The organism is Sphingobacterium sp. R2 (assembly GCF_040760075.1).
Classification (GTDB): Bacteria; Bacteroidota; Bacteroidia; order Sphingobacteriales; family Sphingobacteriaceae; genus Sphingobacterium.
The window spans coordinates 434,825-457,732 of sequence record NZ_CP142884.1 but is presented as its reverse complement, the minus strand read 5'-3'; the positions used below and the strand labels follow the sequence as shown (position 1 = coordinate 457,732).

At 39.0% G+C, this 22,908-nt stretch carries 18 protein-coding genes; 7 read left to right on the top strand and 11 right to left on the bottom strand.

Annotated features, from left to right (window positions below; genetic code table 11):
- Position 1: 1 nt before the first annotated feature.
- The 8 genes from nuoK to VXM68_RS02035 form a co-directional block, all read right to left on the bottom strand.
- Positions 2–310: an NADH-quinone oxidoreductase subunit NuoK gene (gene nuoK / locus VXM68_RS02070; protein WP_209580538.1), complete on the bottom strand. Its 309-nt coding sequence runs from the start codon at positions 308–310 to the stop codon at positions 2–4.
- Positions 307–849 carry an NADH-quinone oxidoreductase subunit J gene (locus tag VXM68_RS02065; RefSeq protein ID WP_294185527.1) on the bottom strand — a complete coding sequence of 181 codons (543 nt, stop codon included), beginning with the start codon at positions 847–849 and terminating at the stop codon, positions 307–309. Before VXM68_RS02065 ends, nuoK begins: the two co-directional genes overlap by 4 nt.
- Positions 850–852: 3 nt before the next feature.
- A complete protein-coding gene (locus tag VXM68_RS02060) occupies positions 853–1,416 on the bottom strand; it encodes a 4Fe-4S binding protein (RefSeq protein WP_293956791.1) in 564 nt (187 codons plus the stop codon).
- A gap of 6 nt (positions 1,417–1,422) precedes the next feature.
- Entirely contained in the window at positions 1,423–2,496 is a 1,074-nt protein-coding gene (gene nuoH / locus VXM68_RS02055; protein ID WP_367210286.1) for an NADH-quinone oxidoreductase subunit NuoH, read from the bottom strand.
- Between the two features lie 249 nt (positions 2,497–2,745).
- Positions 2,746–4,032, bottom strand: coding sequence for a citrate synthase (locus VXM68_RS02050; RefSeq protein ID WP_209580544.1), 1,287 nt, complete (start codon positions 4,030–4,032; stop codon positions 2,746–2,748).
- 189 nt (positions 4,033–4,221) lie between these two features.
- The gene (locus VXM68_RS02045; RefSeq protein WP_367210285.1) at positions 4,222–4,467 is read right to left on the bottom strand and encodes a hypothetical protein; all 246 of its coding nucleotides are present in this window, start codon (positions 4,465–4,467) and stop codon (positions 4,222–4,224) included.
- Positions 4,468–4,473: 6 nt separating this feature from the next.
- Positions 4,474–5,481, bottom strand: coding sequence for an SPFH domain-containing protein (locus VXM68_RS02040; RefSeq protein WP_367210284.1), 1,008 nt, complete (start codon positions 5,479–5,481; stop codon positions 4,474–4,476).
- 5 nt (positions 5,482–5,486) lie between these two features.
- Positions 5,487–6,857 carry a hypothetical protein gene (locus VXM68_RS02035; protein WP_293956783.1) on the bottom strand — a complete coding sequence of 457 codons (1,371 nt, stop codon included), beginning with the start codon at positions 6,855–6,857 and terminating at the stop codon, positions 5,487–5,489.
- A gap of 332 nt (positions 6,858–7,189) precedes the next feature.
- Between VXM68_RS02035 and VXM68_RS02030 the strand changes: the two genes are divergently transcribed.
- Together VXM68_RS02030 and VXM68_RS02025 are read left to right on the top strand one after the other, a co-directional pair.
- On the top strand, positions 7,190–7,552 hold the full coding sequence (locus VXM68_RS02030; protein WP_209580554.1) for a BlaI/MecI/CopY family transcriptional regulator: 363 nt from the start codon (positions 7,190–7,192) through the stop codon (positions 7,550–7,552).
- Positions 7,553–7,556: 4 nt separating this feature from the next.
- A complete protein-coding gene (locus VXM68_RS02025) occupies positions 7,557–9,353 on the top strand; it encodes a M56 family metallopeptidase (RefSeq protein ID WP_367210283.1) in 1,797 nt (598 codons plus the stop codon).
- A gap of 114 nt (positions 9,354–9,467) precedes the next feature.
- Here the strand turns inward: VXM68_RS02025 and pth are convergent, their stop codons facing one another.
- The 3 genes from pth to VXM68_RS02010 all read right to left on the bottom strand — a co-directional run bounded on the left by pth (position 9,468) and on the right by VXM68_RS02010 (position 12,160).
- A complete protein-coding gene (pth, locus tag VXM68_RS02020) occupies positions 9,468–10,031 on the bottom strand; it encodes an aminoacyl-tRNA hydrolase (protein WP_367210282.1) in 564 nt (187 codons plus the stop codon).
- Positions 10,032–10,112: 81 nt separating this feature from the next.
- Positions 10,113–10,709 carry a 50S ribosomal protein L25 gene (locus VXM68_RS02015; RefSeq protein ID WP_294185531.1) on the bottom strand — a complete coding sequence of 199 codons (597 nt, stop codon included), beginning with the start codon at positions 10,707–10,709 and terminating at the stop codon, positions 10,113–10,115.
- A gap of 494 nt (positions 10,710–11,203) precedes the next feature.
- Complete coding sequence (locus tag VXM68_RS02010) at positions 11,204–12,160, bottom strand: ribose-phosphate pyrophosphokinase (protein WP_293956778.1); 957 nt, start codon at positions 12,158–12,160, stop codon at positions 11,204–11,206.
- 813 nt (positions 12,161–12,973) lie between these two features.
- Between VXM68_RS02010 and VXM68_RS02005 the strand changes: the two genes are divergently transcribed.
- The 5 genes from VXM68_RS02005 to VXM68_RS01985 all read left to right on the top strand — a co-directional run bounded on the left by VXM68_RS02005 (position 12,974) and on the right by VXM68_RS01985 (position 22,902).
- Positions 12,974–15,985, top strand: a complete 3,012-nt coding sequence (locus VXM68_RS02005) for a DUF2723 domain-containing protein (protein WP_367210281.1) — start codon at positions 12,974–12,976, stop codon at positions 15,983–15,985.
- A gap of 309 nt (positions 15,986–16,294) precedes the next feature.
- A complete protein-coding gene (locus VXM68_RS02000) occupies positions 16,295–17,692 on the top strand; it encodes an APC family permease (protein ID WP_367210280.1) in 1,398 nt (465 codons plus the stop codon).
- A 246-nt stretch (positions 17,693–17,938) separates the two neighbouring features.
- Positions 17,939–18,502, top strand: coding sequence for a bifunctional pyr operon transcriptional regulator/uracil phosphoribosyltransferase PyrR (pyrR, locus tag VXM68_RS01995; protein WP_209580570.1), 564 nt, complete (start codon positions 17,939–17,941; stop codon positions 18,500–18,502).
- Positions 18,503–18,593: 91 nt separating this feature from the next.
- Positions 18,594–19,532: an aspartate carbamoyltransferase catalytic subunit gene (locus VXM68_RS01990; RefSeq protein WP_294185534.1), complete on the top strand. Its 939-nt coding sequence runs from the start codon at positions 18,594–18,596 to the stop codon at positions 19,530–19,532.
- Positions 19,533–19,863: 331 nt separating this feature from the next.
- Positions 19,864–22,902: a tetratricopeptide repeat protein gene (locus VXM68_RS01985; protein ID WP_367210279.1), complete on the top strand. Its 3,039-nt coding sequence runs from the start codon at positions 19,864–19,866 to the stop codon at positions 22,900–22,902.
- The last annotated feature ends 6 nt before the right edge of the window (positions 22,903–22,908 follow it).

Genomic DNA, 22,908 nt, shown 5'->3' with positions numbered 1-22,908 from the left:
TTTATTTGTCTTTTAATTGGTTTACCTCATCCGGATTAATGGTGTTGTAATGTCTATAAACATTTAATACAATAGCCAATCCAACGGCTACAGCTGCTGCTGCAAGTACGATAGCAAACAACGCAAAAATTTGTCCGCCATAACTCACTTTATCATATTTCCCAAAGGCAACAAAATTCAGGATAGCTGCATTGATCATTAATTCAATACCAACCAAAATCATAATCGCATTTTTTTTGGAAAGAACGGTGTAGAGTCCAATGCTAAAGATACACGCACTCACCACCAAGAAATGGGTCAGCGTAATCATATTGTACGCTCCTTTCTGGATAAATGAGAAGCTCCAATTAAAGCCATCATCAGAAATATCGATATAATTTCAAAAGGCAATACGTAAAAAGTCATAAAACGTAATCCGATTTGATGAATATTGTTATCAGTCGAAGTAATATTATTTCCATTTTCTATGGACTGAATGACCCACGTTGATGGAGCCTGTTGCCACTCAAAGATGCCATAAAGCATCAGTAACAGAAAACCAAGCACCACTGGAATAGCTTGCCATTTAGGCATGCTTAAGAACGAACCACTGTTGTCTTGAAGATCTTTTAAGAGCTCTTTATTGGATAGCATAAAGGCAAACAACATAAGAATAAGCACCCCGCCGACATAGACCATAATTTGTGTAATCGCCACAAAATCAGCTAAAGCAAATAAATATAATCCTGCCATTGCAAAGAGAACAATAAAAAACAGGAATAAGGCGCGAGCGATATTTTTAAGATTCACCAGTAAAAGAGCCGAACCGATTGCTAGGATAGCGAAAGCGTAGAACAAAATACTTTCCATTTTCTATTTTTGCTTTGCTGCCTCCTTTTCAGCTTGAAACTGTGTCCATTCAGCTTTGCGTTGAGCTACCTGCTCGTCAGTCATATCCGAGAATCCGTAAATCAGATCGGTCAACTTCTGCGAGCTGCGGTCATATGCATTGGTCATAGTAATACATTCCGTCGGACACACCACCGTGCATAAGCCACAGTACATACACTTCGCCATGTCAATATTGAATTTGGCGGGATATAACCGTTTGACGCTGCCGTCTGAAGTCTTTCCGATTGCTTCCGGTGATTTGATCGCTTCAATTTCGATACAGTCCACAGGACATGCTTTAGCGCAAAGATCACATACAATACAGTCGTCGATATCAACCTGCAATTGGTAACGGGCGACATCGGGGATGGGCATTTTTTCACGCGGATACTGCACTGTTACAATCCCTTCTTGCCGATCAAAATAGTTGTCTTTTTTGATATTCAATTCCGTCCTTGATCGTCGTGCACCAAATAGATGCTTGACAGTCAAAGATAAACCTTTGATTGCCGTACGAAATGCATGCGAAGCCGTTTTAAATATCATAATATCCTATGCTATAACTAAAATTCGCCAAATGGCAGAGATGGCCATACACAGAAAAGCCAGCGGTGTCAATACTTTCCAACATAAACTCATCAACTGGTCTGCACGTAACCGCGGTAATGTCCATCGGATCCACATTTGGATGCCTACAATAAGGAATGATTTGGCTAAAGTCCAAAATATTCCCCAAGCTAAACCAGTCGTCCAATCTGCGAGGCGTACAGTCCCAATGTTTGGTAATGCTGTGTTCCATCCGCCTAAAAAGAGGACAACACCCAACATCGATACCAAAAACATCATGGCATACTCGGCTAGAAAAATAAAGGCAAATTGTATTCCACCATATTCCGTATGGAAACCACCCACCAGTTCAGATTCGGCTTCCGGAATATCAAAAGGAGCACGGTTGCACTCGGCAAGGGTAGCGATAAAGAATATGATGTAGGTGATAATCAAATGCGGAGCCTGAAAAATATTCCAGGCGAAGAGACCGCCAATCTCATTAACTTCCCAAATACCCAAGAATTTAATGCTCCCATTGGTGAGAATTCCCTGCCCAATAGCAATTTCATTCAAGTTTAGGGTTTGTGTAAGCATGACAACTGTAATCAGCGAAAGACCTACCGGAATTTCATAGGATACCATCTGCGCAATAGCACGCATGGATCCTAACAAAGAATATTTATTGTTGGAGCCCCAGCCAGCCATTAAAATGCCCAAAGCGTCAATGGAAATTATCGCCATAATGAAGAATAAACCAGTATGCGTATCGGCTGGAATAAAATCCTTTGCCCAAGGAATAACGGCAAATCCTGTAAAGACGGCAACAAAAATAATGATAGGAGCAATTCTAAAGAGAATCTTATCCGCCGATGAAGGGGTGATCAGTTCTTTTTGGAGTAATTTAAGAATATCAGCAATCGTTTGAAGACTACCATACTTTCCGGTTTCCATCGGACCTAGCCGGTCTTGGACAAATCCCGCAATCTTTCGCTCGGCATATACTGCAAATAAGGTAAATGCTGCTATAAAGGTAAAAATAGCAATAGGAACCAAGATATGTAGTACATTTTCTAGCAAGTCTTATTTATAATGATTTTTAATAAGAGACCAATTAATACGCAAACTTAACGAAAAACAGGGAATTTAGATAGGGAAAAATTAAAATATACTTAACAAGTAGTTTATCGTGACAATAGCGTAACGATGAGCCACTGTTTAGTGTTTAATTGAATGGCTCATTCGTACATCCAAAGATTCAAAGGTGCTGCAATAAAAAGGAAAAAGCATCCTATAAGGATGCTTTTTCGGATATAAATCGAAACCGAATTAACGATTTGAGAATTCAACGTAGTCACGTTCCGTGTGGCCAACATATACCTGTCTAGGTCGACCGATAGGCTCTTTGTTTTCACGCATTTCTTTCCATTGCGCAATCCATCCTGGAAGACGGCCTAAGGCAAATAATACAGTAAACATATCTGCTTTGAAACCTAATGCACGGTAGATGATACCTGAATAGAAGTCAACATTTGGATAAAGTTTTCTATCGATGAAGTATTGGTCATTCAATGCTGCTTCTTCTAATTTCTTAGCGATATCCAATACAGGGTCTTGCACACCTAATTTTTCCAAAATATCGTCACATGCTTTTTTGATGATTTTAGCACGTGGATCAAAGTTTTTATACACGCGGTGACCGAATCCCATTAAACGGAAAGGATCGTTTTTGTCTTTCGCTTTAGCAAGATATTTTTCGGCATCACCACCGTCATTTTTAATAGCTTCTAACATTTCAATTACCGCCTGGTTTGCACCGCCATGCAATGGGCCCCATAATGCATTAATACCTGAAGCAACTGATGCATAGAGGTTTGCATTTGATGAACCTACGATGCGAACGGTAGATGTCGAACAGTTTTGTTCGTGATCAGCATGCAAAATCAGCAACTTGTGCATAGCATCAATGACAACTGGATCGAACGTTTTTTCGTCGTTAACTTCTCCGAACAACATATTCAGGAAGTTGTCGATGTAGCCAAGGTTATTTTTAGGGTATACAACAGGGTGTCCTAATGATTTCTTCTGAATCCAAGAAACGATCGTTGGCATTTTTGCCAAAAGATTGATGATCGTTTGATCCTCTTCTTCATCTGTTAAGTTTGGATTTAAAGATTCTGGGTAAAATGCCGATAATGCACCAACTAAACAAGAAAGTTGTCCCATTGGATGTGATTTGGAAGGAAATCCAGCGAAGAAATTTTTCATGTCCTCGTGGATCATCATTTGCTTTTTGATGTCAGCTCTGAATTTTTCCAATACCTCTTTTTTGGGAAGCTCTCCATAAATCAACAAATAAGCAACTTCCAAGAAAGTCGATTTCTCTGCCAATTGTTCAATGGGATATCCTCTATATCGCAATATGCCTTTTTCACCGTCAAGAAAAGTAATCGCACTCTTCGTAGCACCCGTATTCTTATATCCTGGGTCTAATGTAATAAATCCGCTTAGATCTCTTAATTTGGAAATATCAACTGCTTTTTCATTCTCAGTACCGACAACGACCGGAAGGTCATACGAAGTTCCGTCTAAATTTATAGATGCTTTATCTGACATGTTTATATATTATCTTATATCTGATTTGTTATGCTAATCTCACAAATTTAACTATTTGATATTTAAAATTGAAAGTTCTTTTGGAATTAAAATGACACGACTGCGTCATTTTGGATAATATTCACGAACTATTTACCTAAATAAGCAAATTATGTATACAGATTTAACATTATCTTATTGTGCACGACATTAATCTATTTTCCGCTGGGCTACCTTTCCCTTATCTTCAAAATTCCCATTTTTGCCTGATCCGAAGAAAGGAATGATAACAAAGCAGACGATCACGATCGAAGTCACCGTCAGTATCCCGGTTGTCCATAGAACTTTATTGAAATTTTCGGCATCTAATAGCCGGATGCCCCACATTCCTAAAAGGAAATAGGTAGCAATGAAAAGAATCACCAAAGTGAATAGTATACCAAATATATATTTCATGATGAGTTATATTTTGTTGAGGATCTGTTTCTTAAGTGTGTCGAATTCTTCTTGCGTAATGATATTTTCACGAAGTAGCAGTTGCATTTTTTGGAGTTTTTCGACAAAGTCGCCTCCTTGTTGTATATGCTCTTTGATCTCCTCCTTTTGAAGGTCAAACTGCTTACCCAGTTCCATGCCGACGCCAAGTTGTGCTCCCACTCCCGCAATCCCACCTTCATTCTTCGCGGCGTCTCGAAGCGCACGTAATTTTTCTAATTCAACATAGCTTAGGCCTGCTTGTTGAGCGGCTTGATTTTGTGTCGTCAGGTCGGCAATTTCTCCAATTCTACGTTGCGTATTCGCATCAAATTGGGTTCCTAAAATTTTAAAATCTGTAATGTCGAGCCCGAGATCTTTAAAATCTTGTTCCACCGCAGTCTTGATATCGTTGGATAGTAATGCTAATTGGCTGTCAATTTCGTTATAACCTAGCTTCTTCTGTGCAATCTGCGTCGTAATGTGTTGGGGAATGCGATTATTGAGGATGTCCTGGATCACCGCTGTGCTGACCGTATTTTGATTGGCTACAATGTTTTTATAGAAATGCACCGGTTCATTAATGAGGTAAGAAAATGTACCATTCAAGCCGATTTCTACGGGTAAGTTGTAATGAGGGTCGATATATTTTATTGGAGATCCAGTTCCCCAGGATTGATTCACAATAGCTGCCGTACGAAAAAAGTAGATATACAGTTTGTGTTCGGATTCGAAATTTTGCCGTAGTCGTGCTAAGGTAGTAAAAAATGGATGGTTGTCTGTTTTGAGGTTATACGTTCCAGGCTCTGTGAGCAGGTTCTCACCTTTTCCTTCATACACAAGAATGCATCCCTGCCCTGGAGCGAGGATTAGTTTGCTGGAATTTTTGATCTCATTCCTTTCGGATGGAAATTTATACCATAATAATCGAGGGTCTTGGTTTTTCCACTCGATAACTTCAGAAAGTTGTTTGTTAAAAAGATTAAATAGTCCCATAGTTATTAATTTAGCGTGTCAAATTTGGGATTATACCCTTCAAATTTGTTGATTTGTTTTCCATTATTATCAAAATAATAATAATCACTCGAGCCTCTTACGATAAAGCCGTCTTTTAACAGTGTCCCATTTCCGTAGATGGACTTGAGGTCAGTAGTGAACGTTTTTTGTATAGCCCCAGTTGTGATGTCCAATAGTTGGATCTGGAAAGGATCGTCTTCAGCTGGTGTTGGCTTATAGGCGATAAGGAGCGTTTTGTCATTTTGGGCGACCACTATAGGCTGAAAGTAAAGTCTGCCTGGCGTAAAGTCTTTGAAGCTAATCAAACGCGCTCCTTTAAATTGCCACGGATTGATTAATACCTTTTTATAGGGATCTCGGTCCGTAAAAATGCCCGATCCACCATAATCCTTATCCCAAGAAAACCGCGGGGTATCTTTTGGATATCCATATTGATAATGGTAAGTATACTGGATCAACTGAATTTTTTCCTCTGGATAATAGCTGGACTTACTTGAAAAAGTGAACTCCGTTTTTGTCGTTGGATTAGGTAGTTTCTTTCTTCTTTCCTCATAGAGCATTTTATCCGGGATAGCCTTATTTATTAAAGGGTAATAGGCCAGATTTTGACCTTCATTGTTGATAATTTGATAAGCGGAACCATAGTCTTCATACTTAAATTCAACTTTGGCTATGCCGGTACTTAAGGATGGGGCATCTTTTACATAATTTTCCAAAACACTCTTATACGTGAGCGTGTTTTTGTCGAGTTGATAGATGTATTTGGACTTGACAATGATGTAAAGGTTTTGATCTTCAAATACCTGAAGTTTAACGTCGCTGCTCGATAATTCAACAGGAGTATCCATCAATGCTTTTACCCATTCTTTTTTACCTGTTTTAGGATCAAAAAGCCCAATGTATACCTTGTTGTCTTTGGCTGAATCCATTCTTTTCCTAAATGTTCCTACATTACCAACGACCACCACATGCGGCGTATTATTTTTGTCCATGAATAACGTATTACTCGCATAGTTCCATTCAAGCGGCTCTGCCTCTTCTTTCTCGTTCGCTGAGTTGGAACCACTATAAGTCGAATAACTTGGCTCAGGCTTCTTGGAAAAAATAGCACTGATCGCCCCGATGATAAACATGACCGCGATAAATCCAACCACGGCGAACAGGACAATCCGTAGGGCTTTATATTGGTCTGTATTGTTGCGCGGATAGTTGTAGTTGTGATTGATATTGATATCGTCGCTATCGAGAAAAAATTCTGTTCCGCAGCTGTCACATTTATAATAATCAGGACGTAGTGTGGTGATTTTTATACTCCCACAATGCGGGCATTTGATCGCTTTAATATTTTTAGCCATTTATCTTAATTGTATTTAACTTAAATCATCTTCTTACTTTTTATGCTTCCAATCGATCGGATTGCATTGAATTTATCCAGTTGATTTTTTTCTTTCCAATGGAGGACACGATTTATAGTGAATTTAGAATTAAAATAATCCTATAACAAATTTTCTGCCAGCTAACTTATATTCGTGGGATTTGAGTTTAAATACGCAGGAAATGAGCCGTTTGTTTTTTTAATCAAGGAAGACTGTGGTATTACTGCTTATTTGTAAAACAAATAAAAATACTTTTGGTATTTACGAATTATTCGTAGATTAGTGAAAGATTAGATAAAGTAGATATAGGCATGGAAAAATTAACAGCACAGGAAGAACAGGCAATGCAGTCGATTTGGAGTCTCAATGGTGGATTTATAAAGGAGATCTTAGATAATATCAAAGGTGAAAAGATGCCTTACACCACTTTAGCTTCAACAGTAAAGAATCTGGAACGTAAAGATTTTGTGAAAGCAGTTCGTTATGCCAACGCCAAGCGCTATGAACCAATGGTGAGTGAGGAAGATTATAAAGCGAAATTTATGAATTCCTTTGTCGGTGATTATTTTAAAAATTCCTATAAGGAGATGGTATCTTTCTTTGTGCAGGAAGAGAAATTAACAGCTGATGAATTAAAGGAAATTATGGACATGATTAAGCATAATAAATCTTGATAGCATGGAAAGCTTACTCACCTATATTATACAAGTCAACCTGTTGTTGGGTATTATCTATTTAGGATATATTGGATTATTGAAAGGACTGACATTCTATGTGCTAAATCGCGTTTACTTTTTGGCCGGAGGGCTGTTTGCTTTTGTATATCCGTTTCTTGATTTAAAGTCTTTGTTCGTACAGCGCGGGTTGAATATGGGGTTGGTAGGCGAGCAGATTTCGCTTTATATTACTAAGCCTGAAGTGCAGCAACAACTGACCTTGGGAAGGTTGGTGGAAATTACATTTATGGTTGGTGCAATGGTGCTGTTAGCGAAGTTTGTATTTCAATTATTGAGTTTATTGCGGATTCATCTGAATTCTAAGTCCGATCAATGGCGGACGTATTTATTCCGGAATGTGCTTATTCCGATTGTTCCATTTTCGTTTTTGAATAAAATATATGTCAATAAGGGACAGCATCAGGATGCTGAACTGAAAGATATTTTTAAGCATGAGGATATTCATGTGAAAGGTCTTCACAGTGTGGATATTTTATTGTTTGAAATGATATTGGTATGCTGTTGGTACAATCCCTTCGTTTGGTTGATGCGTAGGGCTATTCGTCAAAATTTGGAGTTCTTGACTGATCAACAAGTCTTAGATAAAGGTGTGGACAAGCAAGCCTACCAGTACAGCTTATTGAACGTGTCTAAAAAGGGGGGCTCGGTGGGATTAAGCAATCAGTTTAATTTTAAACTTTTAAAACGGCGTATTGTGATGATGAACAAGAAACGATCATCGAAAATAGCGCTGAGTAAATATGCCTTTCTTTTACCGGTATTTTTATTGACGGGAGCAGCATTTACAGTAAGTAAAGCCGAGGGAAGTATAGAAGGGGTCGTTGAGCAGGTAAATAAAACAAGGGTTATCCAGCTGGGCAAGGACTTACAAGTTGATGTTGCTTTGCCTGCAACGATAAGTAGCAAGGTAAGTAAGCCTTTAGCGGAAGATTTGCTTACCAGGCAAATGACAAAAGGTACCTTGAAGCCAAAAGGTGTAATGGATACGATTCATTTTCGGACAAATATGAATTCTGTAAAGGAGCCTCTCTATATTGTGGAAGGAAAAGAGGTTAATTCAAACATGATGTCGGCAATTCCATCATCGGAAATCGAATCGATTAATGTAATTAAGAATAATGGTAAGGCAATATATGGTGAAAAAGGGAAGAATGGTGTTATTCTTGTCACGTTGAGAAAAAACGGTTCACCTATGGTAATGAATCAGCCCTTTACTTTTACTTATGATAAAAAGGACGATGCGGTTAATGTTCCCAAGATTAAGATGAATGGAAACCCTACGAAAGTTGTTGTGGCGAGCTATAAATCTATAAATACGACTGAACCGGATCTCAAAGGCCGAACGGAGGGAATCTCTGGAAATATCATTGGGTTATCAGATGATGGGGCGAGGAAAGCTGCTGTCCGCAGTATTGAGTTTCGTGGAGTTAATGCATCTAAGGAAAACCCTCTACTTGTGATCGACGGGAAAATTGTCGAAAACGCCCAGTTAAGTGGGTTAGACCCGAATACAATAGATAACATATCGGTTTTGAAAAATAATCCTGCTACTGCACGATATGGCGATCAGGCGGAGAATGGCGTTGTCATTGTGACCACTAAGGCTTATGTGAAGGAGCATCCTGAAGCATTATCTTCTGATGTTGAGGATCGTTTGTCAGGAAAAGTAAAGAAAGTAATTAGGATCCAGTTGGATAAAGAAAAAGGTGAAGCGCTTAAAAAAGAAAAGGAGGAATAATCCATTCAAATCGGGTTGTGTACAATAATAACACAACGCCGACGCCTAATATAAGGTCTATACACAAGAAGCGCGTAAGAGTTACACAAAAAAAGCCGATCTAGTCGGCTTTTTTTATTTCGTATTCAGATTTGTCATGGTTAGCTCGATGCCGATATTAACAAAACTCTGGATCATTTTGACGGAATGGTCTATTAAAGCCGGTAATTCTGCTTGTTCATCTTTATCAAAAGGGCCAAGTACATAATCGACCTGTCTGCCTTTTGGGTAGTTGTCTCCAATGCCAAAACGTAAACGGGGATATGCTTGTCCACCGCAAAGCTTTTCAATGGATTTGAGTCCGTTATGACCAGCGCTACTTCCCTTAGGCTTCATGCGTAGTGAGCCGAAAGGGATCGCCAAATCATCTACAATTACCAATACATGCTGAATTGGGACTTTACATTGTTGCATATAATAATTAACAGCCTTTCCACTTAAGTTCATGTAAGTCGTAGGTTTAATGACGGTGATATTATGCCCTCTTTGCTTAAATTCACTATAATAGGCTAATTTTAGCAAGGAGAAGCTAGCACTGGCCTGTTTAACAAGCTCATCGGCAACCATAAAACCGATATTATGCCTTGTGTCGGCATATTCACTGCCAATATTGCCTAATCCAACGATAAGATAATTCATGATGCAAAAATAAAAATTTTAGTAAACAAAAAAAGCACCGAATTCCGGTGCTTTCTGCAGTATCTTAAAATCTTGTTCAGATTATTTTTTACCACCTTTAGTTGCTTTAGCAGCTTCTTGTTCAGCTTGACGCAATGCACGAGACATGATTACTGATACGATTGTATCATCAGCATTGTTCAATACTTTTGCGTTTTCCAATTGAATTTGACCCACACGAACTGATTTACCAACCTCTAAAGATTCCATTGGTACTTCAATTTCTTGCGGTAAGTTTGCAGGTAAAGCTTTTACGCGTAAATTACGTAATTTTTGAACTAATTTACCCCCCATTTTAACACCTGGAGATGTTCCTGTCAATTTGATAGGGATATTCAATGATACTTCTTTATCATCAAATAACTCTAAAAAGTCAACGTGAGTAACTAAGTCAGTTAATGGGTGGAATTGTGCGTCTTGAACAATAGCTCTTTTAGTTTGACCGCCAATGTTTAATTCAACAATGATTACGTCAGCAGTGTAAAGAACTGGTTTCAAATCAGCTGCGGATACAGAAAGAGCTGTTTGCTCTGTACCACCGTAAAGTACTGCTGGTACTAAGCCTTGGTAACGCAATTCTTTTGCATCTCTTTTCCCTACGTTCTGTCTTACAGAACCGCTAATAGCAATTGATTTCATCTTTAATTTTTTTATAAATTTGAGGTGCAAAGATAAGTTAATTTCTGATATTATCAAAAAAATGATGCTGCTATTCTTTCGAAAACAGGCACTTATTCAAGATTATGAACTTTTCCATTCTCATGATTATACCTATTCTAATTTACTGATTAGCTCAATGTAAGACCAAATTGATACCATTTCCTATATTAAAACCGAAATATGACTCTTTTAGTACGGAAATAACAGGGGGTTAATAGGGGTTTTACCCCTTGCTACCCCCCTGTTGTCTCCTTGGTAATGTGGGAATTGATATAAATTAAGTATTGTTCACTTATTCACAAACTAAAAAGCTATTCGCCTAGGGCTAAAAAAAGAAGAACCATGCGAAATAGTATTTTTAAATAGTTGTTGCTTTTAGAAAAGGGTGGGGAGCCATACAAAAAAAAGACCCTGGTCGTTTCGCTAAATGCTTCACGTACCAGAGTCCAATATTTAATAGCTAATCGCAACGCTTATTCTACTTCAAATAAGTCAGAAATAGAAGAGTGTTGATTGACGCTTTTTATGGCTTTCGCAAATAAGTCAGCTGTGGATAACACTTTGATTTTGGTCGATTGTTTTGCTTTTTCTGGATCCAATTGAATCGTATCCGTCACGATCATTTCTGACAATACAGAATTTTCAATGGTTTCATAAGCTTTTCCTGATAGCACAGCATGCGTACAAACTGCTCTGACAGATTTTGCGCCGTTTTCCATAATCAATGCCGCTGCTTTTGAAAGCGTACCGGCCGTATCACAGATATCATCGATCAAAACAACGTCTTGACCTGTAACCTCACCAATGATCGACATCGATTCGATTTCATTCGCACGCTTACGGCGTTTATCACAGATAATAACTTCTGCATTGAAAAATTTAGCAAAAGTACGCGCTCTGTATGAGCCGCCCATATCTGGAGAAGCAATTGTTAAATTCGGAAGTTTTAATGATTTGATATAAGGAACGAAGATAATAGAGCCATCCAAATGGTCAACAGGAATATCGAAAAAACCTTGGATTTGAGCTGCGTGAAGGTCCATCGTCATGATGCGGTGAATGCCAGCAGCGGTCAACAGATTAGCAATCATTTTTGCGCCGATAGCAACTCTTGGTTTGTCTTTTCGATCTTGTCTTGCGAAACCAAAGTAAGGGACTACCGCTGTGATGTAATGCGCTGAAGCTCTCTTCGCTGCATCTGTCATCAATAATAATTCAAAAAGATTGTCGGTAGGTTGGTTGGTTGATTGGATAATGAAAACATCGCTTCCGCGAACTGATTCATTGTAGAATGGTTGAATCTCACCGTCGCTAAAACGTGATAATGTTTTGTCTCCTAGTGGTTTCCCGTAAGATTGTGCGATTTTTTCGGCCAGTTCTGTAGTGCCAGAACCTGCAAATAGTTTAACCGTGTTGAATTGCAAAGGCATGGTTTTGTATATTTATGTTGGGTTGTTGTATTGTCGTTTATTCAATATTTTTATTCCCTGACTATTTTTTAAAGTTAAACGTTAAAAAAAATGGATTGTTTTCACAATCCATATATGCTTAACTTTAAAAGTTGTCCGACCTGGATTCGAACCAAGACAAACAGAACCAAAAACTGTCGTACTACCCTTATACTATCGGACAATGTCTCTAAAAAGCCAACGTTTCCGTCTTTTTCTTTTTGACGACGCAAAGATAGAGATTTGTTTTAAAAATCAAAATGCAATTTAAAAAAAATCTGAACCCTTTTATAAATATAAGCCTTGCATATAACGCAGAAAAGGCTTGCATTTGCAAGCCTTTTCTATTGTTTGTTGTCCGACCTGGATTCGAACCAAGACAAACAGAACCAAAAACTGTCGTACTACCCTTATACTATCGGACAAACAATTCAAAGGTGTATGCTATCGTGATGATGTCGTTCACATTTGATGAAGCAAATATACGGACTATTCTTATTTCTGCAAATAAAAATATCGTGTAAAGCGCATTTCGGCTGATTTTCAAATAAATAATTTTTGTTTGACGCTGAAAAATCTTTACATCAATCCTTTTTCAGTGCTGTTGTCGGTCAATAGAAGTATATGCGTGCAGTTTTATATACTTTCTTTACACTTTCTTTACAGCCAATATTGGTTCACATAATGAAATTGTTTCAGTCAATATGTGTTAAAAAATCAGAATAAAGTTCATTTCTTATTAACTTATCCTTATTTTCGAGCCGTATTAATAATACTTTTTACAGTTATCATTTTATGAACTATACTAAAATCAACAATCTTTTAGGATGGATATGTGCGCTAATTGCAACTGTAGCATATGTCATGACTGCCGAACGATCGACGAGTTGGTGGGATTGTGGTGAGTTTATCGCTTCAGCCTTCAAGCTTCAAATTGTGCACCAGCCGGGAGCACCTTTATTCTTAATGATTCAGAATATATTCTCCAACCTTGCTGGTGGAGATGTGACACGAATTGCGTTCTGGATGAATGTCGGATCGGCGGTATGTAGTGGTCTGACCATTTTGTTTTTGTTTTGGACAATTACAGCCTTAGCAAAGAAAATCGTTGTAAAGGGTGTTGATGGATCGTTTACGTCGACCGATTTAATTAAGATATTTGGTTCGGGTGCTGTAGGAGCATTGGCCTATGCTTTTACAGATACCTTTTGGTTTTCTGCCGTAGAGTCTGAGGTTTATGCCATGTCTTCTTTATGTACAGCCGTAGTATTTTGGGGGATTTTAAAATGGGAAAATCATGCCGATGAGGCTGGTGCGGACCGCTGGTTGATCTTTATCGCCTATGTGATGGGCCTTTCTATCGGGGTACACTTACTCAACTTATTGGTAATTCCCGCAATTGCTTTAGTGATTTATTTTAAGCGTTCAAAAACAGTAACTTCTTCGGGAGCAATAAAAGCTTTCTTAATAGGTGTCGTTGTTTTGGCCCTCATTTTATGGGGTATTATCCAATATACGGTGAAAGTGGCAGCTTATTTTGATCTGTTCTTTGTGAATAGTTTGGGCATGGGTTTTGGGACAGGATTTAATCTGTTCATGATTTTAGCTGTCGCTTTATTTGTCTATGGTATTTGGTATTCAATTAAAAAGGTTAAACCCATGTTGAACCTAATTTTGATCAGCACTGCGTTTATTGTTTTTGGTTATAGCTCTTTTGCCATGATCATGGTACGCGCCAAGGCAAATCCAACCTTAAATAACAGTGATCCGGATAATGCATTTTCTTTTGTGAGTTATCTTGGACGTGAGCAATATGCTAGTGAACCGCTTTTAAACGGACCTACTTTCGATGCACAGGTAGTTGATGCTGAGCCTACGTATACGTACAGAAAAGATAAAGACAAGTATACCAAGGTGGAGAACGGTATGGACTATAAATACGATAAAACGATGTTTTTCCCTCGTGTTTATAGCAATCGAGATGGGCATGATGGATATTATCGTGATTACTTAAAAATTCCGGAAGGTCAGTCGCCGACTTTTGCCGATAACCTCAAGTTCTTTTTCAGTTATCAGATCGGACATATGTACGGCCGTTATTTCTTGTGGAATTTTGCCGGTCGTCAGAATGACCAACAAGGTCAGGGCTCATTTACCGAAGGTAATTGGCAGGCGGGCATCAAGCCGATTGACCAAATGCATAACGGTGGACAGAATGCCATTCCAGATTCATTGAAAACTGATCCTTCGAACAATAAATATTATTTCTTGCCTTTGATCATTGGTTTAATCGGTGCATTCTGGCATTTTGGAAAGAGACAACGTGATGCGGGAATTGTGGGTCTGTTGTTTTTCTTTACAGGATTAGCAATTGTATTATATCTAAATCAAAGCCCACTCCAACCACGTGAGCGTGATTATGCGTATGCCGGTTCATTCTATGCCTTTGCCATTTGGATAGGGCTTGGGGTTTTCGCTATCGCGGATTATTTAAGCAAAAAAGTGGATGGTAAAATTGCCGCTGGTGCCGCTACAGTAGTCTGCCTATTGGGCGCTCCGGTATTGTTGGGCTTCCAGAACTGGGATGATCATGACCGCTCGGAGAAAACAACTGCCCGTGATCTTGCTAAAAACTATTTGGCGTCATGTGCACCTAATGCGATTTTATTTACTTACGGTGATAACGATACTTATCCTTTATGGTATGTTCAGGAAGTTGAAAATTATCGTCCGGATGTACGTGTCGTAAACTTAAGTTTATTGAGTTCGGACTGGTATATGCGCCAGATGAAACAAAAAGTGAATCAGGCCGAGGGTTTACCGATCAATATCGACGATGAAAAATTCAAGAAAGGTGTTCGCGAAGTGCTTTATTATCAGGATATGAAAGTTCCAGGACATGTAGATCTGGATTTGATCATGCAGATTTTATTGTCTGACGACCAGAAGAACAAATTGGAATTGAGAGGTGGTAAGTTTGAAAACTTTTTGCCAACCAAAAACTTTAGTCTTCCGGTGAATAAAGAATCTGTTCTGAAAAATAATGTCGTGCCTAAAGCATGGCAAGAATCTATTGTCGATACCATGAGCTGGACTTACAATAGAAATTATGTTTCTAGAGCGGAGTTGTCGATATTAAACGTATTGTTAAATAACGATTGGAAACGTCCAATTTATTTTGCAGCAACAGTTCCAAATGACAATTACCTTGGCTTAGATAAATATTTGGTGCAAGAGGGTTTTGCATTGCGCTTAATGCCTATTGCAACTCCTGCAGGTGCAGAAGGTACATTGGTCGATACACAGTCTGCTTACAAAGACATTACCACAAAATATCAATGGGGTAATATGGCACATGCTTCTTACTTGGATCCAGAGTCTTACCGGATGATTACCATGATTACAAATACAGTAATGGGTGGTACGGCGACACAATTAATGATGGAAGGTCGTAAGGATGAAGCGCGTAAAGTTGCCGTCGAGACTTATGAAAAGATGCCGAAGCGTGTTTATCTAATGCGCGATATTTTGGGGTATATTCCAATTATCAATGTATTGTATGAAACAGGAGAAACGAAACGTGCAAATGAGATCGTAAACCGTAACCTGAAATTTATGACGCAAAATATGCGGTGGTATCAGGATATTGCACAAACGAAGCCGGAGCTGGAATATTCTAATATTGGTACAGCTTTACGCGCATTGGGTGCCTATAAGAGCATTTTGGCTACCACATCGGAAAAACAGTTGCTACAGCAGGTAACCGATTTGGAGAAATTATATAAACAACAGTATGGTGTTGAGTAATTGTTAGCGATACCATTTTAAGATAAGGGCTGCCCTTTGCTACAGATATTCAAAACAGAAATTTGTAGCAAAGGGCAGCTTTTTTTTGATTATTTTTTCTTAGCTTAAGGGCTTATAAACCGACCCGAATGAGGAGGAGATTCTTCTATGGAAAAGCTTATTATACAGATGTGCCTAGTAATGGCGCTTTTATATTGTCTTTATAGTTATCTAAGAAGGTGTCGAGTGCGCAATAATGAAGCAAGTGATTTAGAATGCCGGATGTAAGGTGTTCTTTTGCCAATGAAAATCATACTAAACAAATAGCATATGAAACGTCAATTAAAATTGTGGGATGCAGTGATGCTGGTCATGGGGTCGATGATCGGGAGTGGTATTTTCATTGTATCGAGCGATATGATGCGGCAGCTGGGGTCCGGATATTGGTTGGCAGTGGTGTGGTTGTTAACGGCTTTGGCAACGGTCGCTGCTGCAATCTGCTATGGCGAATTATCATCGATGTATCCAAAGGCTGGTGGGCAATACACCTATCTGACAGCAATATTTGGGAAACCTATCGGCTTTTTATATGGTTGGAGTTTATTTACGGTCATTCAAACAGGGACGATAGCAGCGGTAGCAGTGGCTTTTGGTAAGTTTACGGCCTATCTTATCCCGCAGTTGAATGATGCTCCACCACTGTTCCAGCGGGGGGAATTTAAGATTACCTGGATCCAGATTCTCGCAATGGGCGTGATAATGCTGCTTACCTTTATTAATACCCGGGGAATTAAAAGTGGAAAAACTGTCCAATCTTTTTTTACTTCTGCAAAAATCATTGCTTTGATTTTGTTGATTTTAGGTGGTTTGTTCTTGATTAAACAAAATCATTTTTCGGAAAACATGGCTTACGGCTGGGATTCTTTCCAGAATTTAAAAGGTGTAGGCTGGTCGCAGATCTCTGGAGGCGCTTTGATGGGAGCATTAGCTGCTGCAATGGTCGGTTCGGTGTTCAGCAGTGTGGCCTGGGAAAATGTAACGTTTGTTTCCGGCGAAATTGTCAACCCGCAGCGTAATGTTGTACGCGCCTTGGTAATCGGTACAAGCTTGGTCATGCTGCTCTATATCAGTTGTAATTACATTTACCTGGCGGCTTTAAGTAGAGAGGAGATCGCTTTTGCTGCCAATGATCGGGTCGCGATTGCGGCCGCTGAGAAAATATTAGGTCATAGTGGTACAATAGCGATGGCGATTTTAGTTATGATCTCGACATTTGGTTGTGTCAACGGACTTGCATTGTCAGGAGCGCGTGTTTTTCAGACCATGGCCAAGGATGGTTTGTTTTTGAAACAGGCAATTCCCAACAACAAGTACGATGTGCCGGCAAGATCATTGTGGCTACAGGGAATTTGGGCTTCATTACTCTGTTTAAGCGGCCAGTACGGGAATTTGCTGGATATGATATCCTTTGTAATTGTGATATTCTATATGATCACGGTACTCGGTGTCATTATTCAGCGTGTTAGAAGGCCCGATTTAGAGCGCTCCTATAGGACGTTCCTATTTCCGGTTACACCAATTTTATATCTTGTAATAGGTACGGTTTTTTGCGTGTTACTGATTATTTATAAACCGCAATATACCTGGCCTGGATTTATACTTGTCTTGATCGGTGTGCCTGTGTATTTTTTTGCACGGAATAATAAACCTGTCGAGCGTGATGAGTAATGTTCATGTATGACAGGTCGATGCTATGGTATTTTCTGTAATTAATTGCTAGTAAGTGTTATATATGCTCGAAAAAATCTGTTGATATGCTGAAGTAATAGGTTTGCAAATTTTACGGAAAGCGAGATATACTGTGTTTAAATTACTTTTTAATAATGTGCCAATGGGATGCAAATAGTGAAATTAATTGCCGCTCATGGCGTTATTTCTATAAAAAAAGTGTAGCTTTGCTCAAACATTCCCATAATGAAACAGTCGATTTTATTAGACGGACCAAAATTTCAAATCACAATTCAAAGACTATGTCGTCAATTGATTGAGAATCACGGTGATTTTTCAAATGCTGTCGTCATAGGTATTCAACCCCGAGGAACTTTCTTAGCGAGACGTATTGTCAAAGAGCTCGAACAAATGATCGGTAAAGAGATTTTAGTTGGCGATTTGGACATTACCTTTTACCGCGATGACTTCCGCACAAAAGGAAATGCTGGTCCACTCTTAGCAAATAGCACAAATATCAATTTTATTGTAGAAGGTAAGGAGGTCATTTTTATAGATGACGTCTTATGGACAGGACGTACTATTCGTGCCGCAATGGATGCTGTACAGGCCTTTGGCCGTGCAAAACGAATAGAATTGCTTGTTTTGGTCGATCGTAGATTCTCCAGACAGATTCCTATTCAACCTGATTATATCGGCATACAGGTCGATTCAATTGATTCGCAAAAAGTAATTGTTAACTGGAAAGAGTCAGATGATCAGGATAGCATTATCCTGATTACAGAAAAGAAGACGTCAGCTGGCGATTAATAGAAGTGCTTCAACGTTCTAAAGTCTATTTTGGCCTTGGGAACGAGTACTTTCAATACAAAATGATTAGTAAATATTTGAATACGCTAAAATGTCATCTGTAGCAGAACAACTAAGTACCCGCCATTTATTGGGGATCAAAGATCTAAATGAAAACGACATCCAATTGATCCTGGATACAGCAAGTAATTTTAAAGAAGTATTAAACAGACCGATTAAAAAGGTTCCTTCCTTACGGGATATTACAATCGCCAACGTTTTTTTTGAAAACTCTACGCGCACACGTCTATCTTTTGAACTTGCTGAAAAGAGACTCTCTGCAGATATTGTTAATTTTGCAGCATCATCGTCCTCCGTAAGTAAAGGAGAGACGCTGATAGACACCGTCAACAATATCCTCGCGATGAAGGTTGATATGATTGTGATGCGACATCCTTATGCTGGTGCAGGGGTATTTTTAAGTAAGCATGTGGATGCGCAGATTGTCAATGCAGGTGACGGAGCACATGAACATCCGACACAAGCTTTACTGGACTCTTTTTCAATCCGCGAGCGTTATGGCGATGTGGCTGGTCGAAAAGTTGCTATAGTAGGCGATATCACCCACTCACGGGTTGCGCTGTCTAATATCTTATGTCTTCAAAAGCAGGGTGCGGAAGTGATGGTCTGTGGACCGACTACATTAATTCCGAAACATATCACTTCATTGGGTGTAAAAGTGGAGCACGATTTGAGAAAGGCGCTGAATTGGTGTGACGTAGCAAATATGTTAAGAATTCAATTGGAACGCCAAGATATTGCTTATTTCCCATCATTAAGAGAGTACTCCATGCTTTATGGGCTGAATAAAGAGATTTTGGACTCTTTGGATAAACCCATCACGATTATGCACCCTGGACCAATCAACCGTGGCGTCGAAATCACATCGGACGTTGCCGACAGTGAACACTCCATTATTTTGGATCAGGTTGAAAACGGTGTTGCTGTACGTATGGCTGTCTTATACTTATTGGCAGGACAACGCGGATAGACGGTATTGGCTTAAGAAATATTATGCCTGACTTTATTTTTGTCGGGCATATTTTTTGTGCAAAATTTCCGTTATAATACAGTATTATTCACAGATGTTAATAACTTTTGTGTAAAATAGCTCAATTAAAGTATAATTTAGTAGAATGAATAAAACTATCTCTTTAGCAGTGGAGATTTGAATTGAATTTCGATAAATTTGAAGCGATCCTAAGCACCTATAAAAGGTAAGGAGCATTCAATATACTCGCATTTCAGAGCAATTTTATCAGGGTTTGGGAGAAGATTCATTTACATTTGCAGATAAATAACATATTAAGGTTTCACATATTATGTATAAGAAGATTTACCAGGTGGGAGTTGCATTAACCGTTATGGCGACGCCAGCATTAGCGCAACAGACAGAATGGCAACAAATCAACAAGGCGTATAAAACGGGAATGGAGTTGTATGAACGCGGAAAATTTAGTGCCGCTTCGGTGCAATTTGATCGTGTTGAAGCTTTGCGGACAAAATCCAATTTGCAATTGGATGAGACAGAGGAGCTTTCTTTATTGAAAGAAAATGTCCGGTATTATCAAGCTGTTTGCGCCTTGGAATTAGGGGAGTCGGATGCCGAAGATCGTTTTTTGAAATACATTAAAGATTTCCCTGTTAGTGCAAATGCGAAAGCAGCTTACTTTCAGATCGGTAAATCATACTATGCTAAAAAAGACTACGTTAAAGCGCTAGAGTGGTTTAACAAGATTGATAGCAAAAATCTTGCGGGTAAAGAGAATGTAGAGTACCGCTTTAAGTATGGTTATGCTTCCTTTATGACAAAAGATTATAAGGCCGCAAAACCTTTATTCGAAAGCTTAAAAGATCAGAAAACAGAATTTCAGGAGGCATCTATTTATTATTACGCTTATCTTTCGTACCTAGACGCCGAATATAAAACGGCGTTGAATGAATTTGAACGTCTCAACGGATCTAAGCAGTTCGAAAATAGCTACCCTTATTATATCACGGCTTTATATTTCTTGGATAAACGCTACGACGATGTGTTGGATTATGCATTGCCGATTTTGTCGCGTACAAAGCAAGAAAATGAAACAGAGATGTTCCGTATTGTCGCGGCGACTTACTTTATCAAAGGCGACTTAAAAACATCCAAAGCGTATTACGATAAATTCCAGGCACAAGATCAAGGTAAAACCCAGAATAATCAGGATAGCTACCAAATCGGTTATATCGCTTATAAATTGAAAGATTATGATAAGGCGATCACTGAATTGGAAAAGATGACCGATCCAGATGCTTATTATCAGTCTGCGATGATTACCTTGGGGGATGCCTTTTTGAAGAAAGGCAATAAGCAATCTGCACGTAACGCATTTTTCCGTGCTTCGAAGCTGGATTTTGATCCGGCAATGCAAGAAGAGGGCTTGTTTAACTATGCGAAGCTTTCATATGAATTAGAATTTCACCAGGTCGCATTAGCTTCGACACAGGAATATCTGAAAACATATCCAAAATCGAAACGTTTGGAGGAAGCTAAAACGCTGCTTGCTGAAGTGTTGCTGAGTACAAAGAATTACCGCGAGGCAGTAGATATTTTGGAGTCTATTCCTAAACGCGGGAAAGAGGCAAACGCCGCCTATCAAAAAGTAACCTATTATAGAGGTTTGGAGTATTATAACGAACGTGCTTTTGAAAATGCAATCTCCTTATTCATGCGTTCTGAACAGTTTCGTTATGATGAGGAAATTTATGCTTTAGCAACGTATTGGAAAGCAGAAGCGATGTATGAAGTTCGTAAATACGGTGAAGCTGTAACCAATTTCAATAAGTTTCTACGTTTGCCTGGAGCTAGTAAAACCGATGTGTATGGTTATGCCAATTATGCTTTGGCCTACGCTGCTTTTCGTAATGGTAATTATAATACTGCCGCTAATTATTTCGAGCGTTTCCTCGCCTCGGGTGGCTCAAAAGGAATAGAGATGAATACACGTAACGATGCCATCGCACGTTTGGGTGACTCATATTTCTCTTCTAAAAATTACGGCCGCGCTTTAACAGAATACAATAAATTAATCTCTTCTAAAGCACCTAGCCAGGATTATGCATTGTTCCAAAGAGGTATTATCCAAGGGTTACAAGGTGATAATAACGGTAAAATTGCTACGTTAAATGCTGTTATTGCGCAATTTCCGAACTCTAATTATGCCGACGATATTGCCTTTGAGATTCCTTACACGCGTTTCTTAATGGGAGAAAGTGATCAGGCCATTGCTGGACTCCAAACCATGGTGGAAAAATATCCGCGCAGCAGTTATGTACCACGTGCTTTGGTAACGATTGGTCTGGTTCAGTATAATCAAGATAACAATGATGCTGCGCTGGCAACATTCCAACGTGTGGTCGATCAGTATGCTTCAACGGACGAAGCCAGACAGGCTATGCGCTCCATTGAAAATATCTATTTGGACAAGGGCGACGCGACTGGTTATATCAAATATGCAACAGGTACCAACCTTGGTGATGTTTCGAAATCAGAGCAAGATTCCCGTTCATTCTCCACCGCGACAACTTTATTTTCTAGAGGAAATTATAAAGGTGCTGTAGAAGCTGTAAATGCGTACTTCGATAAATTCCCAAAACCAAATCAAGAGAAATATGCACGGTTTATCCGTGCCGAAAGTAATGCTGCCCTCGGAAATACAGAGGATGCGTTACATGATTACAATATTATTTTGAATGACTGGACTTCCCCCTATACAGAGCGCACGCTGATTTCTGTCTCTAACTTGTATTTGAAACAAAAGAAATACAATGAGGCTACGCAGCTATTGAAAAAGCTCGAGCTTACTTCTGAATACAAATCCAACTATGGTTTTGCGATCAACAACCTGATGGTTTCTTATTATCAAATTGGAGATTATAAAGAGGCATTAAATTATACCAACGCGGTTAAAAATTACGAGAAATCTTCGGAAGAGGAGATTGCAAACGCCTACTTATATGCCGGTAAATGTTACGTAAAGCAAAATAAGAAAGCTGAGGCAATGAAAGAATTTAGTTTAGCTGCATTGAAGAGCCGTACGGTTTATGGGGCAGAAGCAAAATACAATGTTGCTTTGCTGCAATTGGAAAATAAACAATATGATGCTTGTATTAAAACGGCAATGGATCTGTCTGATAATTTCTCTTCGTACGAATATTGGGTTGCGAAAAGCTTTATTACGATGGCTGATGCTTATGCAGGTAAAGGTGATATCTTCCAGGCCAAAGCTACGCTTGAATCAATTGTGGATAACTATGACGCGAAAGACGATATTTTGCCTGCAGCAAAAGAACGTCTAAATAAATTGAACAACAAAAAGAAATAGGATATA

Coding starts and splice junctions, on each gene's coding strand:
- nuoK (WP_209580538.1), bottom strand. CDS start 310: ATGATTACGCTGACCCATTTCTTGGTGGTGAGTGCGTGTATCTTTAGC.
- VXM68_RS02065 (WP_294185527.1), bottom strand. CDS start 849: ATGGAAAGTATTTTGTTCTACGCTTTCGCTATCCTAGCAATCGGTTCG.
- VXM68_RS02060 (WP_293956791.1), bottom strand. CDS start 1,416: ATGATATTTAAAACGGCTTCGCATGCATTTCGTACGGCAATCAAAGGT.
- VXM68_RS02050 (WP_209580544.1), bottom strand. CDS start 4,032: ATGTCAGATAAAGCATCTATAAATTTAGACGGAACTTCGTATGACCTT.
- VXM68_RS02045 (WP_367210285.1), bottom strand. CDS start 4,467: ATGAAATATATATTTGGTATACTATTCACTTTGGTGATTCTTTTCATT.
- VXM68_RS02040 (WP_367210284.1), bottom strand. CDS start 5,481: ATGGGACTATTTAATCTTTTTAACAAACAACTTTCTGAAGTTATCGAG.
- VXM68_RS02035 (WP_293956783.1), bottom strand. CDS start 6,857: ATGGCTAAAAATATTAAAGCGATCAAATGCCCGCATTGTGGGAGTATA.
- VXM68_RS02030 (WP_209580554.1), top strand. CDS start 7,190: ATGGAAAAATTAACAGCACAGGAAGAACAGGCAATGCAGTCGATTTGG.
- VXM68_RS02025 (WP_367210283.1), top strand. CDS start 7,557: ATGGAAAGCTTACTCACCTATATTATACAAGTCAACCTGTTGTTGGGT.
- pth (WP_367210282.1), bottom strand. CDS start 10,031: ATGAATTATCTTATCGTTGGATTAGGCAATATTGGCAGTGAATATGCC.
- VXM68_RS02015 (WP_294185531.1), bottom strand. CDS start 10,709: ATGAAATCAATTGCTATTAGCGGTTCTGTAAGACAGAACGTAGGGAAA.
- VXM68_RS02010 (WP_293956778.1), bottom strand. CDS start 12,160: ATGCCTTTGCAATTCAACACGGTTAAACTATTTGCAGGTTCTGGCACT.
- VXM68_RS02005 (WP_367210281.1), top strand. CDS start 12,974: ATGAACTATACTAAAATCAACAATCTTTTAGGATGGATATGTGCGCTA.
- VXM68_RS02000 (WP_367210280.1), top strand. CDS start 16,295: ATGAAACGTCAATTAAAATTGTGGGATGCAGTGATGCTGGTCATGGGG.
- pyrR (WP_209580570.1), top strand. CDS start 17,939: ATGAAACAGTCGATTTTATTAGACGGACCAAAATTTCAAATCACAATT.
- VXM68_RS01990 (WP_294185534.1), top strand. CDS start 18,594: ATGTCATCTGTAGCAGAACAACTAAGTACCCGCCATTTATTGGGGATC.
- VXM68_RS01985 (WP_367210279.1), top strand. CDS start 19,864: ATGTATAAGAAGATTTACCAGGTGGGAGTTGCATTAACCGTTATGGCG.